11 protein-coding genes are annotated in these 18992 nt (G+C 41.1%); 8 read left to right on the top strand and 3 right to left on the bottom strand.

Translation table 11 applies throughout. From position 1 onward, the window contains the following. Positions 1 to 69 precede the first annotated feature (69 nt). The 3 genes from B2400_RS01065 to B2400_RS01055 form a co-directional block, all read right to left on the bottom strand. Entirely contained in the window at positions 70 to 327 is a 258-nt protein-coding gene (locus B2400_RS01065) for a hypothetical protein (protein ID WP_293930238.1), read from the bottom strand. Between the two features lie 163 nt (positions 328 to 490). Next, complete coding sequence (locus tag B2400_RS01060; protein WP_286651486.1) at positions 491 to 2308, bottom strand: hypothetical protein; 1818 nt, start codon at positions 2306 to 2308, stop codon at positions 491 to 493. A 593-nt stretch (positions 2309 to 2901) separates the two neighbouring features. After that, positions 2902 to 6606: a hybrid sensor histidine kinase/response regulator transcription factor gene (locus B2400_RS01055; RefSeq protein WP_293930236.1), complete on the bottom strand. Its 3705-nt coding sequence runs from the start codon at positions 6604 to 6606 to the stop codon at positions 2902 to 2904. A 281-nt stretch (positions 6607 to 6887) separates the two neighbouring features. Between B2400_RS01055 and B2400_RS01050 the strand changes: the two genes are divergently transcribed. From B2400_RS01050 to B2400_RS01015, 8 genes are all read left to right on the top strand, one after another. Next, complete coding sequence (locus B2400_RS01050) at positions 6888 to 7952, top strand: GntR family transcriptional regulator (protein ID WP_149525481.1); 1065 nt, start codon at positions 6888 to 6890, stop codon at positions 7950 to 7952. 190 nt (positions 7953 to 8142) lie between these two features. Further along, positions 8143 to 9465, top strand: coding sequence for a rhamnogalacturonidase (locus B2400_RS01045; RefSeq protein ID WP_149525482.1), 1323 nt, complete (start codon positions 8143 to 8145; stop codon positions 9463 to 9465). Between the two features lie 83 nt (positions 9466 to 9548). Then, positions 9549 to 11339, top strand: coding sequence for a rhamnogalacturonan lyase (locus B2400_RS01040; protein ID WP_286651488.1), 1791 nt, complete (start codon positions 9549 to 9551; stop codon positions 11337 to 11339). 48 nt (positions 11340 to 11387) lie between these two features. Then, complete coding sequence (locus tag B2400_RS01035) at positions 11388 to 12158, top strand: rhamnogalacturonan acetylesterase (protein WP_293930233.1); 771 nt, start codon at positions 11388 to 11390, stop codon at positions 12156 to 12158. Further along, positions 12145 to 12936, top strand: coding sequence for an SGNH/GDSL hydrolase family protein (locus B2400_RS01030; RefSeq protein ID WP_293930231.1), 792 nt, complete (start codon positions 12145 to 12147; stop codon positions 12934 to 12936). The genes B2400_RS01035 and B2400_RS01030 overlap by 14 nt, the downstream gene beginning before the upstream one ends. A 4-nt stretch (positions 12937 to 12940) precedes the next feature. After that, positions 12941 to 14527, top strand: a complete 1587-nt coding sequence (locus B2400_RS01025) for an arylsulfatase (RefSeq protein WP_293930229.1) — start codon at positions 12941 to 12943, stop codon at positions 14525 to 14527. 429 nt (positions 14528 to 14956) lie between these two features. Further along, a complete protein-coding gene (locus tag B2400_RS01020; RefSeq protein WP_293930227.1) occupies positions 14957 to 16021 on the top strand; it encodes a glycoside hydrolase family 88 protein in 1065 nt (354 codons plus the stop codon). Then, positions 16021 to 18984, top strand: coding sequence for a sugar-binding domain-containing protein (locus B2400_RS01015; protein WP_293930225.1), 2964 nt, complete (start codon positions 16021 to 16023; stop codon positions 18982 to 18984). Before B2400_RS01020 ends, B2400_RS01015 begins: the two co-directional genes overlap by 1 nt. The last annotated feature ends 8 nt before the right edge of the window (positions 18985 to 18992 follow it).

The raw sequence follows: 18992 nt of genomic DNA, 5'->3' as shown, positions 1-18992 counted from the left end.
TTCGCATTAGTAGTTAGTATTTAGTAGTTAGTATAAAGACCTATGCTGGCCAGATTGATTGCCATTTTTTTACGGTTTGTTTTGAACTTTTGGTTTTAAGAGGTTGTGGAATTTTTTTGAACCAGGAAAAGTAAGGATTTTAGGATTTGCAGGATGCATTTGTCTTTGAACCAGGAAAGGAAGGATTTTAGGATTGGCAGGATCCTGATAATCTTTTAATCCTTCCTTTCCTGGTTCAGAACAAATTTCCCTTTCTTGTTTAAACCAAAGGATAAGACAAATTTGCCTTTCTTGTTTAAGCGAAAGGTTCAAAAAAAACCTTTCCACAAGCTCCTGCCGATCCTTTCATCCTTCGTTTCCTGGTTCAAGACAAACGAGCAAAAACAAAGGCGCCTAATCGGCGCCTTGCTCTAATATCTAACGTCTAATATCTAAAATCTAAAATCTATTCCCGTCCTAGGTCTAATTACTAAATACTAACTACTAAATACTATTTTCTCACACAGCGAACAGGGGCAAGTCGTGTTTCATCCATATCGTGTTTAGACATCATGATACCTTGAAATAAAGGTCCGGTACCCTCTGCATTTAAAGACTGAGCATAAGTGCCTCTAGTTTTTGTTCGCCAATAACCGTGGGTTTCCTCGAAATATGTAGGGTCGCCGGGATGGAAATCAAACGTGGATCCGTTTTGGCTGGTTTTATAACCTATCGGTGAAAATGATAAAAAGCCATTAGGATAACCTTGTGTTGCAGTTGCGGCGGTCGCGTTGATCTTTAAATACCAACGGTAGTGACTGGTTTCTGGTTGTTCCTTATTTAGAAGGTTCTGCAGTTCATCGATTTGCGTAGTTGTTGGTAGGTCCCATGTTCCCTCCGGGTAAACTAGTTCGCAAATATTTTTTCCTGTTCCGCTAATGTTGTAAATATCGTTCGTGAAATAATCACTAGCAGGTACCGCGGTCGTTGTTTTGTATAATGGATTATCATAGCGGAATTTATAAGCTTGTCTTAATCCAATAGTGGTGCTTGTGTTAGCAGTAGCGTCTCGCCATACATCCGCTCTAGCCCATTTCGTTGTTCCGACAGTAATCGGCGATTCTACAAGCTTAATAGATAGGAAATAGCTTTTTCCAGGGCGCGCAATAAATGCAGGGAAGCTGAATGTTTTATTGGTGAACATTCGCTCTACCGCAGTCGTTTGAGGAGTTACGGAATTTGTATTGTCTTCTCTAACACGTTGACTGGTCAATCTGATGGTATCGATCGCAACGGTAAAAGCTCGAGTACCAACTCCATTCGTTGGCGTGTAAAAGGTATATCGTTTCTTCGTATTCAGGTTTAAAACAGAGTCTGTGCCAACAGGAACCACGAATGCTGAACTATTATGGTTATAAGCGTTCAGGGCACCTAATGTCTGCGATATATTAGATAGGGAACTATCTCTTAGCGAGAAGTTGGCAGATGCCATTCCGCTGTTGCTACCAAAACGAAGACTAGCATAAGTAATCGGAGCAAACATCCCTCGGGAATTTAATTCGACAATAATTCTTGATATTTTACGAGTCAATACTAGATTTCTGATCGGGTTGGTTCCATTAAGGACATTGTTTGTTGTAATAAGACCTTTGGAGTATGCAAAATCGTGACGTCCCGTGTTACTATTCGATGTCGGGGAAATCGCAATGCTGGACGTTGGCGTAGCTGTCGTCGGATAGGCATTTATATTGTTTGTATTGTTGAAGGTATAAGCATACCAAACATATTTGGTATTCCGATTTGCAGGGATCGATACATTAGCGGTTCCAACTTTGCCTTGGGCCTGCCCGACATAGGTCCCTGGCGCTCCGCTTCCATTGTCTGTATATAAGACGACACGGTAAGTCGTCCCTGAGGCTAAATTAACAAGGACTCTAGCAGCCTTGTTTTCAGCGTTTGAGGAAATCCTTGCTGATGATCCGATGATTTCCTTTTGATGATATTCGTCTGGAATATCTTCAGAGATTGTCATAATTGCATCTACATCACCTAGACTTACGATTTCACTTTGTGCAGACACTTTTTTCAGACGTGGTAAGCCCTCAGCAGATGCGCTGGCTTCACCATTGCTATTAGAGGGGGCGGTATCTTGTGCATCTTCAATAGAAGCTAATGAAAATACGATGGATGTTTCATTTTTAGCGACATAAGGCACCTCAGGCTCGCCTTCATTGATCGCCTTTTTACAATTCGTTAATGATAGAAGGAATAATAGACCGATAATTAGTCGCATCGGTTTATTCATACCTAATCGTGAATTCCTTTTCATGGGGGCGTTTTTAATAGTTCTTTTTGTGTGTTAAGTAGTGTGCGTTTAAAAATTACATGTCGTAAGTTTTAAAACTTCCGGTGGGTGTGCTGTCCCACTCTTCGATTTTGGGTTCATTTGTGGTACCGCCTGTATTAACAGTGGCTGAACTCGTTGCAATGGATTCCTCCATTTCGATAATTGTCAACTCAATTATTGGTCGAACATATTTTACCTTCATCTCTATATATTTTATCAGGTAGTTAAAATTATTAGTGCTCGTGTGATATTTTGTACAAAAATAGAGAAATGTGCCCTTTTAAGAATGTGACGAGCGTCACATTTAAGGTTCTTTTAGTTATTTTGTAGTAATTCGATAATTGTTTGTAGATATTTATTGGTTATGCAATTAACTTTCCTAAAAAATTCAAGTAATATCAATTAGGCGAAATCGGTGTTTTATTGGTTTTTTTTGTAGAAAACAATCGGTTGATATTTTCAAACTTTCATTAAAAAGGGGCGAGTTTTTAATAAATTTAAATTTAAACTATAACGAAATGTTTTTAGACTCGATTAACAAGTTAATGAAGCAGGTAATAATTTTACCTTAGTAGTTACGAAGAGTGACTCTTGGCATATTCACTTGGAGAGTATCCAAATTTTGCTTTAAAGGTTTTTCTAAAGTATTCAGGATCGGAGAATCCCACCTGATAACCAACTTCGCTCACCATCCATTTTTGCTCTTTCAAAAGCTGTTGCGCTCGTTTTAATCGTAATTCTTTTATTACATCTGCCAAGCCCATTCCGGTTAGGGATTTTATCTTTCGATAAAGTTGAGCACGGCTCAGGCCTATCGACTCGCCGATATGGTCGATCTTCAGGTCGGAATTGCTCATATTGCTTTCTATAAATGCAAATACCTTTTGTAAGAGCATTTCATCAGGCGACTGCATCGATACTTGGCTCGGTTCAATGCTGATGCACTGTTGAAACAGTTCTTGTTGTCGCAATCTCAGAATGAGCTGGTTTTTAACCTTTAATGCAAGAATCGGTAGTTGAAAGGGTTTGATGATATAATCGTCTGCTCCTATAGCGAGGCCTTCAATTTCCTGCTCCTGGAGGGAACGAGCAGTTAATAAAAGAACGGGTATATGGCGCAATAGGGTGTTGGATTTAATTTGCTGCGTAAAATTTAGTCCATCGACCTTAGGCATCATCACGTCAGAGATAATTAAGTCGGGCATCACTTTCTGTGCTACAGCAAAGCCTTCTTCACCATCGTAAGCTTGAGATACTGTATAACTATTTCTGAAATAATCCGCTAAGTAGTCGTTCATCTCAATATTGTCTTCCACGATCAGAATGCTACATTTTCTTGATAATACGGTACTAGATGGCTCTATAGTCTTTGTTGTCGGCAGAATTTGACTTTCTGAACTTTCCTTAAAGTCTTTAGTCTGCTCCTCAAACATATCATCGGTCAACGGTTTTGGTAATCGGATTTTGAATGCAGTCAGTGGTTGTCGTTCTGAATGCGAGCGGCTTTCTACACTGATTTGTCCTCCGAGGAGGCTTGTTAAATACTTGCTGTAAGTTAAACCTAAACCAGTTCCTCCTGCAATTTTATGTTTTCCTTGTTTGAATGGCTCAAAAATACTTTCCAACTCATTCTCTGCAATGCTTGGCCCATTATTTAGCACGTCTATTTCTAAATGGTTGCTGCTCTCTTTTAGGCGTACCTTAACAATCCCTTTTGCTGGTGTGAATTTTAAAGCATTGGAGATCAAATTGATGACTATTTTCTCGAGTTTATCGGCATCAAGTTGCATAGTCAATGTGAATCGTGAAGGTTGGTAAATTAAGTTGATGTCTTTCTTGCGTGCTTCCAACTTAAAGGAATCAATGACGTTGCTTATTAACTTATTGATGTCGGTATGTTCTACTGTTATTTTTTCCTGTCCCGTTTCCAACCTACGGAAATCGAGCAATTGGTTAACCGTGCGTAATAAACGACGACCATTGTTTTCCATCATCTCCAGTTGCTCTGTAGGCTTTTTGTCATGCTCGGCCCATGTCTTAAGTTGCTCGATCGGAGAAAGGATTAAGGTTAATGGCGTCTTGATTTCGTGAGAAATATTTGTAAAGAACTGCAATTTATTTCCCTGCATTTCAAGCTCTTTCTCGTAGATTATTGCTTCATAGGCTAGTTTAGACTTTAACTTCGTGTATCGAGTGCTGTAATAATAAAATATATATAATAACAAGAGTCCTATTGCGAAATAGAACAAATAGGCAAGGGGTGATTCCCACCAAGGCGGTAACACATCGATTTGAAGGGTTGAAGCTTTCTCTGTCCACACCCCATCGCTGTTGGATGCTTTTACTAATAACTTGTAGTTTCCAGGCGGCAGATTCGAATAACTGGCTTCCCGTTTGTTCGAACTCGTGTAGATCCAGTCAGCGTCGAACCCTTCAAGCATATAGGCGTATTTGTTTCCGTTAGGGTTCGTGAAATGCAAAGCAGCGAATGCTACTCTAAATGTCTTATCGGCATGTGTTAGCTTAATACGTTCTGTCAAATGGATTGGGCGTTCCAGCACTACGCGGTCGTTTATTTTCTTCTGAACTTCGACCGCTTCGTTGAGAATATTGAGCTCTGTGAACACAATTTTTGGAGGCTCTGGGTTAGTCCTAACACTATCTGGAGAGAAGTGGCAAACACCTAAATTGCTTCCAAAATACAAGCGATTCGCTGATTTGCTGTTGAATATGGCGCCTTCTATATTATCTGTGCTTAATAAGCCATCGGTGTCCGAGAACGTGCGTATCTGCATTTTTGCTTTTTCAACTCTCGAGATTCCCTGTTTATGGCTGACCCATATATAGCCTTGCTTATCCTGCGTCACACCAGCTATTGTTCCGGATGGCCATAGGTTTGAAATACGGCTTAATGTTTCAATACGCTCGTTTTTTGCGTGATAAAGATCCAGGCCATTTCCGGTTCCTATCCAGATATCGTTTTGCTTGTCTTGAAATAGCGCATATATTCTATTATCGCTCAGCGTATTTGTTTTCTTTTCCTCGTGGTGTAAATGTTTTAAAATTTGAAGCTTTCCTTCCGCATTTTCTTTTACTATAAAAATTCCGTTGCCTTCAGATGCAAGCCAGATGCGTCCTTGTTGGTCTTGTAGGATAGTCCAAAAATGTGGTTCTGCTAAAAACTCATCGAACTTATAATATAGGAAAGATTGGTTCTTGCGAGTCCATTTAACCACGCCTTTCCAAGTGGCAAGCCATATATTTTCATCCCGATCTTCCATAATGCCATAAACCGGATTACTTTTCACGGAGGAATGGTACAGCCTTTCTATCTTGTCGGTCCTAGGATCATACCGATCAAGTCCGCCTTGGTTTCCAATCCAAATGATACCCTTAGAATCACAAAATACTTTCTTTATGTAGTTGTTTTGTATGCTATTGGGGTTGTTGCTTTCGGATTTGTATTGCAGGAAATCTCCGTTCTTGTTTACCACTGTAATTCCTTTGCTTCTCGTTCCTACCCATAAGTTCCCCTGGCTGTCTTCTGTTAGCGATCGAATGGTATTTTCTGCTAAGGATTGTTTGCTTCCTGGATGGTACATGAGCGCATGAAATGGAGTAGCCTCAAGATATGCTCTATTAATCCCATGGGAGTAAGAACCTAGCCATAGCACATGCTGCTCGTCGAGATAAACATCGCTGATATAGGCGTCATTAATTGCCCAGGGATTTGAAGGATCTTCCGTATAAAGTTTTTGAGCTCCTGTTGGTAAGTACGTTTCAACCAAAGCGGTTTTATTGTTGTCGAGATGCCATTGTGTTTGTTGAAATTGGAATTTGACATTATATCGGTGATCTCGCCTGTTGATCTTGCCTAGGATTTCTTTTGGACCTTTGTCGTATGGAACGCGGGTGAAGTCGTCGGTCTGGTAATTGTATTTGCTGAGTGTTTGATCTTCAAATGTTGCTACCCATAAATCACCTTTACTGTCCAACAATATATTATGAATCCTGTTATTAGCAATCGTATTCGGATTTTGGGCGTCATATCGGTAGATTTTGATCTGATATCCGTCATATCGACATAATCCAGACCAGGTCCCGAACCACATAAAGCCATACTTATCCTTTGCGATTCCATGTATCGTGTTATGTGGGAGTCCATTTTCAGAAGTGATATGGTCGAATTTTAAGGAAAGAAACTGAGCATTTGCTGTTAAGATGAATCCTATTTGGCAGAATAGCCAAGCCATACACAGCATATTTAGGATCTTTCTCACGGGTAAATTGAAGGTATTAAGTCTATAGAACTCTAAACTATGAAAAATATCGGAAAGGGTTATTTTTCGCTTGCCTTAATTCTCTAGCGGAGGGATAATTTTATTCAAAGTTGCCGTTTTTTGTTAAAATAAACGGTATTTGAATCAATTTTCAGGGGAATCTGATTCAATATTACGGTGTCGAAAAACCAAAGTCACACTAATTTTGAGTTATACGAATTGAGGTTATAACCAATTGCTATCTCAATCTCGTCCATGTTAAACCTATATTCTTAATTGTTATGGAGACTCTATTTTTAGCCCCTAACACCCGTGCTTCATTGCACAGTGATTTAATTAAATTTATTAAGATCAATGCGTTTTCTACGACGCCTAAATATGTGCAGTTGGCAGATGCGGTTATTGACGCTATACGGTCCGGGATCGTGGAGGTTGGCGACTCATTGCCCTCTATCAATGATTTAAGTTATTTTTTACAAATAGCGCGCGAAACTGTAGAGAAAGGATATCGAAAGCTGCGGAAAGAAGGCGTAATCGCTTCAACGCCCGGCAAAGGATACAATGTGTGCATGCGTCCCTTTATCCGTAGACGTATTGCTGTTTTCTTGAACAAGTTAAGTGTACATAAGAAGATTGTTTATGATGCTTTGGCAAAGGAAATTGGCGACCAAGCATCAATCGATCTTTTCGTTTATAATAGTGATATTTCTCATTTGAAATCTTTGATCATGGGTTTATCGCAAGATTACGATCATTTTGTAGTTTTTCCATATTTCAAAGAAGGTCGTGACAAAGCCGCAGAGGTGATTTCTCTAATCCCAACGGAGAAATTAGTGTTATTAGGTAGGGATGTCGAAGGTTTGTCGGGTAATTTTCCAATTATTTGTGAAAGCTACGAAAACGATATCTATGATGCTCTGGAGAGCATACGCGAACCACTTTCCAAGTATGATACCATAAAACTTGTTTTTCCTGATCATTCCGATTATCCGAAGGCTATTATCAAAGGCTTCTATCGTTTCTGCCATGAGTATGCTTTTGAGCATTTGCTGGTGGACGAGGTAGCCGAAGAGGAAATTGCTAAGGGTACCTGCTATATATTATTGGCTGATAATGACTTGGTAGGTCTGTTAGAAAAGGTGCAGGTGAGCGGTTTGGCAGTAGGTTCCGAAATCGGCATCATCTCCTACAATGAAACGCCACTAAAGCAATTTATTCTGGATGGTATAACCACCATCTCTACGGATTTCAATTTAATGGGAGAGTATGCTGCCGCCAGTATTTTAAACAATAGTCAGGCACGTCTAGAGGTTCCATTCTATACCGTGCTTCGACCATCCGTTTAATTTAATGCCCCTTTTTGGGGGGTAATAAGGCAACCTAGCCTGTTTTTGCCTCTCCCGGCAGGATAGGGCGGGTTGCCTTGGTCAATAAAACTTCACTAGTTTAGAATTAAATAATCATATAAACTATTTGCCTTTTGCTAACGCAGAAAGGGATATCGAAATATAAACTGCACTTCTAATACAACTATTCATGAGAAAGCACCTAACCGATTATGCTTGTTTAATTCTTTTATTGCTTGTTGGCAATATTTTAAATGCTCAAAATAAATTTCCGGATGGTTCTGTTATTCCTTCCTGGTTCGATGAATACAAGGAAACTAATATTGATCAATTGGGAAAGCAGTTTAAAATTACGGACTATGATATCGTCAATGATAGTACGCTGATACAGACCGAGAAGATTCAAGCTGTAATCGATGAGGCTGCCAAGCAAGGAGGGGTTGTTGTTATTCCTAGGGGTATTTACCTCAGCGGTTCGCTCTTTTTTAAGCCTAAAACTCACCTCCATCTAGAGGAAGGAGCGGTATTAAAAGGAAGTGACGACATCAGTAATTTCAAGCTCCTAACGACGAGAATTGAAGGCCAAACGGTTAAATACTTTGCAGCACTTGTTAATGCTGATAAGGTAGATGGGTTCACGGTGTCTGGCAAAGGAATGATCGACGGCAATGGTCTGCGTTATTGGAAAGCGTTTTGGTTAAGGCGAGGATTTAACCCATCCTGTACGAATATGGACGAGATGCGACCTCGCCTGCTATATGTTTCGAATAGCGATCATGTACAGGTATCCGGCATTAAGTTGAAGAATTCTCCTTTTTGGACAACACATTTTTATAAATGTAATTACTTGAAAATGTTCGACCTAACAATTACCGCGCCTGCAAAGCCTGTTAAAGCGCCGAGCTCCGATGCGATCGATCTGGATGTTTGTAATCATGTTTGGATCAAGAACTGTTACCTATCGGTCAACGATGATGCTATCGCGCTGAAAGGAGGGAAAGGCCCGAAGGCACCGGAGGATCCTGATAATGGCGCAAATTATAACATCATCATTGAGAATAATAAATTTGGCTTCTGTCACAGTGCCTTGACTTGCGGTAGTGAATCTATTCATAGCTACAACATCATCTTCAGAAACAACGTTTTGGACCACGCACGTAAAATGCTCCAGTTGAAGATGCGTCCGGATACCCCTCAAGAATATGAGAAGATACTAATTGAAAACATTTCCGGAACGACCAATAGTGTTTTGTTCATCAAACCGTGGAATCAGTTTTTTGACTTAAAAGGCGAGAAAGGAATTAAGAAATCTTATGCACACGATATTACCATCAAGAATATTGACTTGCAATGCGATATATTCTTTGACGTGGTAAACTCGGACCAATATGAATTAAGAGATTTCCATTTCGAAAACTTTAAAATACAGGCCAAGCAAGGCGCATTGCATAAAGAATACATCAAGAATCTGACATTGAAGAATGTCTCTATCAACGGGAAAATGATTAAATAATAGATTATAGGTTGAAATGCAGAGTGGCTATGCTTCAGTTTTCAATAATAAGGTTTCTTACGATATTAATTATCTGCTGTTCCATGAGCACGTTGCTTGCCCAACGACAAATGGAATGGTTGGATAGAGGTTTTGTCGGTTTGAAAACAAGCAGTCACTCTGCTTTCTTATCATGGCGTCTGCTGGCTTCCGATGATCCGGACCTTCGCTTCATAATCTACAGAAAAACTCCCGACAGCGGAAAGGAGCTGCTGACAACCCAAACCCTTGTTCAGGGCACTAATTATATCGACTCATCTTTGATCGCTAATCGCGATATAGAATACCAATTATATTCGATTAAAGGCGGAAAAGAAGTTCTTGAAGACACTTTTCTGATTAAGAGCGGTCAGGAGATCAAAAACTACTTTGAGATTCCTTTAAAGCTTCCTACTGGTTATACTGCAGGTGATGCTTCCGTAGGCGATTTAGATGGCGACGGACAGTATGAGCTTATCGTTCATCAGGTCGGGAAAGGGCATGATAACTCTCATCTTGGTTTGACGGATGAACCTATATTTCAGGCTTACCGGCTAGATGGAACTTTACTTTGGGAGATCAACCTAGGAATGAATATCCGGGAGGGGGCGCACTATACGCAATTCATGGTTTATGACCTAGACGGGGATGGGAAGGCGGAATTTGTATGCAAAACAGCGGATGGAACGAAAGACGGTATTGGAAACGTCTTGGGGAATAAAGATGCTGATTATAGAGATAAGGACCCCAAATCAATAACCTTTGGGAAGATCGTGCAGGGCCCAGAATATTTGACAGTTTTCAACGGGCTAACCGGAGAAGCCATATCTACGGTTGATTATGTTCCTGGACGTGGGACGGCGAATAGCTGGGGAGATCAAAAGGCGAATCGGGCGGATCGGTATTTAGCGGCGATAGCATACCTTGACGGCAAGAAACCAAGTTTAATTATGTGCCGAGGATATTACGATCGCACGGCGCTGGTCGCTTGGGATTTCGATGGTAAAAAATTGAATAAGCGATGGGTTTTTGATACCGAGGATGCTGATCATCCATATTCAGGGCAAGGTTTTCATAACCTTGCGGTTGCCGATGTTGATCAGGATGGTCGCGATGAAATCATTTATGGGTCAATGACCGTTGATGACGATGGTAAAGGACTTTATAGTTCAGGTTTAGGGCATGGAGATGCATTGCACGTCTCGGATTTGGACCCCGATAGAGCGGGTTTGGAAATATTTGCTATTCATGAACATAAAGGATCGAGCAAAGGAGCAGGCGTTTCACTTCGAGATGCCCGAAATGGAGATCTGCTGTTTTCGGAGTCAATTGATGAAGATGTCACCAGAGGTGTAGCCGCATCGATAGACCCAAATCATCGCGGAGCTTATATGTGGTGGTTAGTCCGTGATTCGGTCTATAATATGCAGGGGATACCCGTCGCACCGCGACCTAAATTTGTTAATTTCTTAATCTGGTGGGACGGCGATCTAAGTCGAGAGCTTTTGGATGATAATAAAATCGAAAAGTATAATGAAGGTGTCATCTTCCAAGCCGAAGGTGCTACTTCTATCAATGGAACCAAGCGTACGCCAAATCTGAGCGCCGATATCTTTGGTGATTGGAGAGAAGAGCTAATACTCCGTTCTGCAGATAATAAATCTCTCCGAATCTATATGAGCAGTATACCAACGTCCTTTCGCTTTACGACCCTTATGCATGATCCTGTTTATAGGTTGGGCATCGCTTGGCAAAATGTTGCGTATAATCAACCTCCGCATACTGGATTTTACTTGGGGCCGGGCATGAAACTAGTGCCCAAACAAGCTTTAAAGCTTGTGAAATATAGAGAGTAAGTTGTTTAATCTATCAAAGTAATATCTTTTTGTAAATCAATAGTATATATGCTTAATATAAAATTATTGTTTATTATGATGACTGGGTTGTTTTTTCTCCAAAATCGACCCGCTAAATTATTTATTATTGGCGATTCTACTGTACGTAATTCGAATGAAACCTATTGGGGATGGGGTAGTATTCTTCAGGAGTTTCTAGATAGTACAAAGGTGAAAGTGGACAACCAAGCGATGGCAGGAAGAAGTACTAGAACCTTTAGAAATGAAGGGAGATGGGAAAAAGTACTGGATGAAATGAAATCTGGAGACTATGTGATGATACAGTTCGGGCATAATGAGGGAAGTAAGCCTGATACGACCCGGCAAGGGTATCGTGGTGTCCTCCGCGGAATAGGAAAGGACTCTCTAACTTTAATTTGGCCGAACATGGAGCAAGAGGTCGTATATACTTATGGGGAATATCTTCGTCGTTTTATAAAGGAAACGAAAGCAAAAGGAGGTATCCCTATTATCCTATCGATGATCCCTCGTAATAAATGGACGCCGGATGGGAAAACGGAACGTGCAGATGCTGATTTTGGAAAATGGGCGAAAGAGATAGCGCTGGAACAACAAGTTGATTTCATTGATTTGAATGAATTAACGGCTGCTTACTATGATATGATCGGCGCGGATGCCGTCAAAAGGCTTTATTTTCCAGGGGATCATACGCATACCAACTATGCCGGTGCGCGATATAATGCATTTAGTGTTATGAAAGGAATTCAAAAATTACAAAACTCTTTATCCCAAAGTATTATATCTTATGAGCAGAAGTAAAACTATCACTTTAATATGTGCGTTATGTTGCATGTTGACCTTAAGTAGCTTTCTGATAAAACAGGAAAAGCAACGTGTTTACATTATCGGCGATTCAACTGTACGGAATGGACAGGGAAATGGGAGTAACAGACAATGGGGTTGGGGAAGCTTCCTTGCGGATTATATGGATAGCGAAAAGGTAGATGTATTTAATAAGGCTTTAGGTGGAACCAGCTCCAGGTCATATTTTACGAACAGGTCGCTGTGGCAACAAATATTGGATAGTCTGCGACCGGGCGATATTGTATTAATGCAGTTTGGTCATAATGATTCCAGCCCTATTGTTGACTCTGCGAGAGCAAGAGGTACTATTCGGGGTAATTCTAATGATTACCAAGAGGTTAATAATCCTTTATTGAAGCAAAAGGAGATGGTGTATAGCTACGGTTTTTATCTACGTCGGTTTGTGAAAAACATTAAAGATCGAGGAGCACGAGCAATTATCTGTTCACCGATACCAAGAAATAAATGGGAGGGTAATGAAGTTGTCAAAAGTGATTATGCGAAATGGGCCGAAGAGGCCGCTACACAATCAGCGGCAGATTTTATCCCACTTCAAGATTTAGTAGCGACAGCATATCAACAACAGGGACAAGAATATGTCAACACGCATTATTTCGATGCGAAAGACGCAACACACACTTTAAAGGATGGTGCAGTCTTAAACGCCAAACTTATTGCAACGTATCTTTCTAACAATCCGAAATTAGGACTCGCCCAATGGATCAAGAAATAAAGGTATGAAAAAGATTACCCATATCGTCGGAGCGGCAATCGCCATTTTCTTCGCCGCTGCTACGCAAGCGCAACAAAGACCCAATATCATTGTCATTTTGGTCGATGACATGGGATATTCTGATTTGGGCTGTTTTGGATCTGAAATTCAAACGCCACATTTGGATAGTTTGGCGAAAGAAGGAACGATAATGACCAACTTTTATAATGCAGCGCGCTGCTGTCCTTCTCGAGCGTCGTTGTTGACCGGGCGATATCCGCATCAGGCAGGTATAGGCGATATGATGAACAAGCGTCCGTTTCCAGCCTATCAGGGTTTTCTCAACAGGGAATCAATTACTTTAGCTGAATTGCTTAAAACAGCTGGCTATGGAACTTATATGACTGGTAAATGGCATGTGGGTCAAGATTCTATAAACTGGCCATTAGAACGTGGATTTGATCGATATTACGGATTGATCGACGGCGCAAATAGCTATTTTGCAAATAGACCCTATCGAAAAAACCAAAAACTTAGTATTGTTCTAGATCGAGAGAAAGTGGAAGTACCTGCGAACTATTACAGTACCGATGCTTATACGTGGCGTATGATCGATTTCTTGGAAACTCACCTTGTCGAAAAAGAGGATCAGCCTTTTTTTGCTTATATGGCTTATCAAACACCACATTGGCCACTGCACGCTCGACCTGAAGAGATTTTAAAGTATAAAGGGAAGTATATGGAAGGCTGGGAAACTATCCGCCAGCGCCGCTTTGACAGACAGAAGGAACTTGGTGTTATCCCAAGCTCCGCTAGCTTGCCTGAGAACGACGAAGACATCCCGGGATGGGATAAGTTGACTTGGGCCGAAAAAGTTCAATGGGATGAACGTATGGCGGTCTACGCGGCCATGCTTGATCGATTAGATCAACAGGTAGGACGATTGGTGGATTTTCTGAAAGCTAAGAAGCAACTGAATCATACGATTATACTTTTCCTGTCGGATAATGGGGCAAGTCACGAAACTATTGATCACGATGGATTTACGGAAGAGATACAATTAGCGAATAATTTTCCTGCCAGTCATCCCGAATCCTTTACTGCTTATGGAAAAATGGGTGCTGCGGTGTCAAACACACCATATCGTTCTTATAAGCATTGGGTTTATGAGGGAGGAAATTCGACGAGTTTCATAGCTTTCGGACCGAATCATATTCCAAAAGGAGCTATTGTAGAGACACCGGCGCATTTAGTTGATATTATGCCAAGTCTACAACAATGGGCAAAAGCAAATTATCCCAAACGACATCATAATCAGCAAATTGGGGAAATGGAAGGGACAGCGTTAGCAGCGCTTTGGAATAATAGCGGGGTTGAAGAGCGAGCTATCTGTTTTGAACATGAAGGTAACAAAGCCATAAGAAAAGGACGATGGAAACTGGTGCAGGCATATCCTGATAAAAATTGGCAATTATACGATCTTCAAACCGACCGAGCTGAAAGGATAGATTTGAGCAGCAAGTATCCTAAGGAAGTTCAATCCTTATTGAAAGAGTATCTCGCTTGGGAAAAACGTGTGGGTGTAATCCCATACGAACAGCTTAGCAAATAAATAATAGATACCTAATACCTTATTATCGGCATTTTTTTACAAGAATATTTACACTGACTTTGTTTGTAAATGATTGATAGTAAATAAATTGATTCTATTGTAACGAGATGGATACAGGACACGGCAGGTTGCTACGAAATCTCAAATCTCTTAATATAGCTATATAGCCAATATCGTAAACCGTTGCGCTTTTAAACTTCATGTGAAATAGTTTCGCGACAGTATTGTATGCTGTGCATAAACTAGTAAAAAGGTACTAACATGTGTTATTTCTCATGAGTTTGAAGTGCTTCCAATAGCGTTCAAATGATGACACCAACTAGAAAATACAATTCTTCACTTCTTATTCGACTGCATTTAGTATGTATTGCTGCTGTTTCCTTGTTGTTTGTTGCGTGTACTGCGCAAAAGGCAGGGAGCAATAAGGCAATGAATCAAAAAGAGGATGTATTGCAGGTGCTCCGTCAAACAAATGCATATTTTATGAAAAAATGGCCGGATACCAAAGAACCTATCTACACGACGAGATGGCGTCCCAGCAATATCTGGACTCGAGCAGTGTATTATGAAGGTTTGATGGCCTTGTATGCCATTGATCCTAAAATCGGATATTACAGATATGCTGATGACTGGGCCAATCAACATCAATGGAATATGCGCAATGGCGTAGAAACCCGAAATGCGGATGATCAGGCATGCGGACAAATTTATCTTGACTTATATCAGATTGACAAACAGCCGATCAAGATAAAGGCAATTAAAGAAAATATTGATGGAATTATAGCAAGTGGAAAAGTGGACGACTGGACTTGGATTGACGCTATACAGATGGCGATGCCAATCTTCGCAAAATTTGGAAGCATGTATAATGATCCAAAGTACTACGATTATATGCATCGCATGTATCTCTACTCACGGAATGAAGAGGGCGGAGGACTTTATAACACAGAAGACAAATTATGGTGGCGAGATAAAGATTTTGTACCTCCCTATCAGGAACCGAATGGCGAAGACTGCTATTGGTCGAGGGGAAATGGTTGGGTGGTCGCTGCGCTGGTGCGTGTTTTAAACCTCCTTCCGCAAGATCATCCCAACAGAGCATTCTACGAACAGGATTTTAAGGATATGATGCATGCGCTGTTGAAGGTACAACGTGCCGACGGCTTTTGGAATGTGAGTCTTCATGATCCGACCAATTTTACTGGACCGGAAACTTCAGGGACTGCGCTCTTTGTATATGGAATGGCTTGGGGAATAAATCAAGGGATACTTGATCAAACGGAATTTACTGAACCTATGCATCGAGCTTGGCAAGGAATGGTACAGGATGCGGTGCATCCATCTGGTTTTTTAGGCTTTCTGCAGGGAACCGGAAAAGAACCAAAGGATGGTCAACCTGTGCGTTTTAGTTCCGTTCCAGATTTTGAAGATTACGGGCTTGGATGCTTTTTACTTGCTGGTGCTGAATATTATAAATACTTATCCAAAAACTAATGATTGAGATGAGAACCATATTGCTGATAGTCCTGACACTGGTTGGTTTGAATTCAGGGAGTGCATTGCAAGCACAAAGCAATGTGACACTGAGTTTCAATGCTGATTGGAGATTAATGCTGGGCGAGCAGGAGAATGCTCAGCGGATGGATTTGGACGACAGTGAATGGAAGTCAGTAACTCTCCCACACGCTTGGAATGAAGACGATGCTTTTTCAAAACCTATCCACGAACATAGCACCGGCATTGCATGGTATAGAAAAACATTTGAATTACCAGATAACGCACCTGTTGATAAGGTCTTTTTGGAATTCGAAGGGCTACGCTTTGGAGCGGAGTTCTACTTAAATGGCGAATGGATAGCTCGCCATGAAAACGGCGTCATGGCCGTAGGTTTAGATATTAGCAAGTACTTAAAAAAGGGCAAAAATGTACTTGCTATTCGAACCGATAACCGTTGGGATTACAAAGAAAAAGCAACCAATTCCGTTTTTCAATGGAACGACAAAAATTTCAACGCCAATTATGGTGGGATCCCTAAGAACGTCTGGATACATTTTAAGAATAATCTGTATCAAACATTGCCTCTTTATTCCAACTTAAAGACCACAGGTACATACGTTTATGCTAAAGATATCGATGTTGCCAAAAGAAGGTTAAATCTTCATGTGGAAACTGAAGTTGCGAATGAAAGCGGGGCTGTGAAAAACGGTAATTGGCAGATTAGGGTATATGATGCCGAAGGCAAGCTTGTGAAATCGTTCGATAAGAAATTCACGATAGCGGCAGAAACGAAGAGCATGCTATCCTCGCAAGCTCTTTTACAGGAGGTAGATTTTTGGAACTGGGGTTATGGATATCTGTATACCGTTGAGTCTAGTCTTTCAATCGATAATAAACAGATTGACAGCAGAAAGATAAAAACCGGTTTCCGAAAAACAGCCTTTAAAGACGGTATGCTTTATCTCAATAATCAAGTAATCATGGCTAAAGGATACGCGCAGCGAACAAGTAATGAGTGGCCTGGTGTGGGACTATCTGTTGCGCCTTGGCTTAGCGACTTCAGCAACCAATTAATGGTCGAAAGCAATGCAAATATGGTTCGATGGATGCATGTCAGTCCTTGGAAGCAAGACGTAGAATCGTGTGACCGCGTCGGATTGATGCAGATGCTTCCCGCTGGCGATGCAGAGAAAGATGTTGAGGGCCGTCGCTGGGAACAGCGTACTGAACTGATGCGTGATGTCATTATTTACTATCGGAATAATCCTAGCGTAATACTTTATGAAAGTGGGAATGAGTCGATCAGTGAACAGCATATGGCTGAAATGAAAGCAATTCGTGATCAGTATGATCCATACGGGGGCAGAGCTATCGGCTCTCGCGAAATGTTAGACAGTAAGCTTGCAGAATATGGTGGAGAGATGCTTTATATCAATAAAAGCGCGAAGCACCCTTTGATCGCTACGGAATATATGCGTGATGAAGCGCTAAGAAAATATTGGGACGAACATACATATCCTTACCATCCGGAAGGAAAAGGACCATTGTACAAGGGAAATGATGCGAGCGACTACAATCGGAATCAAGATCAATTCGCCGCGGAGGCTGTACGTCGTTGGTATGAATACTGGCGTGTTCGGCCGGGCACAGGGAAGCGCGTTAGTTCAGGCGGTTTAAATATCATATTTTCCGATTCAAATACGCATTATCGTGGTGAAGAGAACTATCGCAGAAGTGGCGAGGTCGATGCTATGCGTATTCCGAAAGATGCTTTTTTTGCCCATCAAGTCATGTGGGACGGCTGGGTAGATCCAGATCCTAAGGGTATGCACATTGTTGGACATTGGAACTATGATGCTGGAACGGTAAAAGATGTATTGGTCGTGAGTGCCGGCGATAAGGTAGAACTCTTCTTGAACAACAAGAAATTGGGCACTGCACAGCAATCTAATCGTTTCTTATTTACCTTTCCAGCTGTTCAATTCGAGGCTGGTGAATTAAAAGCAGTTTCCTACGACGCTAAAGGCGTCAAACTTAGCGAACAGACTCTCAAAACCGCTGGATTACCTTCTCAAATCAAATTAAAGCTTCTTCATGGGGCAAACGGAATATATGCCGATGGCAATGATATGGTAATGGCGGAAGTAGAAGTATTGGATGAAAACGGACAAAGATGTCCAACCGTCAACCCAATGATCGACTTTTCCTTTGCGGGACCCATAGACTGGATTGGTGGTATTGCACAAGGCCCAAATAATTACATCGGCTCGACCGCATTGCCTGCAGAGGCAGGAATAAACAGAGTTTTGCTTAGAACACAGTTTGGAAAACCAGGCACGGTTAGCGTTAAAGCAATGTCAAATGGATTGAAAGCGGATTCTCTTAGTTTTCAAATCAGCGATATTGAACAACAGGGAGCTTATTTTCAAAAAGCGTCTTCTGAAAATTTACCATCGTATATGGGGCGTGGAGATGGTTTAGGCATCGGTCCATTGAACGTTGTGAGAACCTCATTGCCTATTGCATCGGTTACTTCCGGGGCAAACCAACAAAAAGCGCAAGCATCCATCGATGATAACGAACTGACAGATTGGGTAAATGATGGAAAGATCGAGAACGCATGGATTAGTTATAAACTGGAGAAGAAAAGCCTGATTGACGAGATCGATATGAAGCTGAATAACTTCCGTTCAAAAGTGTTTCCATTAGCGATTTATGTTGATGACCAGAAGGTCTTCGATGGTACGACAACTACAAGTTTGGGTTATTGGAATGCACAGTTTCCTGCAGTTGAGGGCTCTACGGTTAAGATCCAATTAAAAGGTGATACAGAGGGTAAGTCAGAAAATCAGCATGCCGAGATAGGCGGTAAGAAACTTGATGATGGCGTCGCACGAAATGACGCAGGAAGTACAGGTACCTTGAGCATAATTGAAATAGACCTATATAAAAGAAATTAAAGTTTAGC

The organism is Sphingobacterium sp. UBA6645 (genome assembly GCF_002455685.1).
GTDB classification, from domain to species: Bacteria; Bacteroidota; Bacteroidia; order Sphingobacteriales; family Sphingobacteriaceae; genus Sphingobacterium; species Sphingobacterium hotanense.
This window is presented reverse-complemented; position numbering and strand designations above follow the sequence as displayed.

Coding starts and splice junctions, on each gene's coding strand:
- B2400_RS01060 (WP_286651486.1), bottom strand. CDS start 2,308: ATGAAAAGGAATTCACGATTAGGTATGAATAAACCGATGCGACTAATT.
- B2400_RS01050 (WP_149525481.1), top strand. CDS start 6,888: ATGGAGACTCTATTTTTAGCCCCTAACACCCGTGCTTCATTGCACAGT.
- B2400_RS01045 (WP_149525482.1), top strand. CDS start 8,143: ATGAGAAAGCACCTAACCGATTATGCTTGTTTAATTCTTTTATTGCTT.
- B2400_RS01040 (WP_286651488.1), top strand. CDS start 9,549: ATGAGCACGTTGCTTGCCCAACGACAAATGGAATGGTTGGATAGAGGT.
- B2400_RS01035 (WP_293930233.1), top strand. CDS start 11,388: ATGCTTAATATAAAATTATTGTTTATTATGATGACTGGGTTGTTTTTT.
- B2400_RS01030 (WP_293930231.1), top strand. CDS start 12,145: ATGAGCAGAAGTAAAACTATCACTTTAATATGTGCGTTATGTTGCATG.
- B2400_RS01025 (WP_293930229.1), top strand. CDS start 12,941: ATGAAAAAGATTACCCATATCGTCGGAGCGGCAATCGCCATTTTCTTC.
- B2400_RS01020 (WP_293930227.1), top strand. CDS start 14,957: ATGAATCAAAAAGAGGATGTATTGCAGGTGCTCCGTCAAACAAATGCA.
- B2400_RS01015 (WP_293930225.1), top strand. CDS start 16,021: ATGATTGAGATGAGAACCATATTGCTGATAGTCCTGACACTGGTTGGT.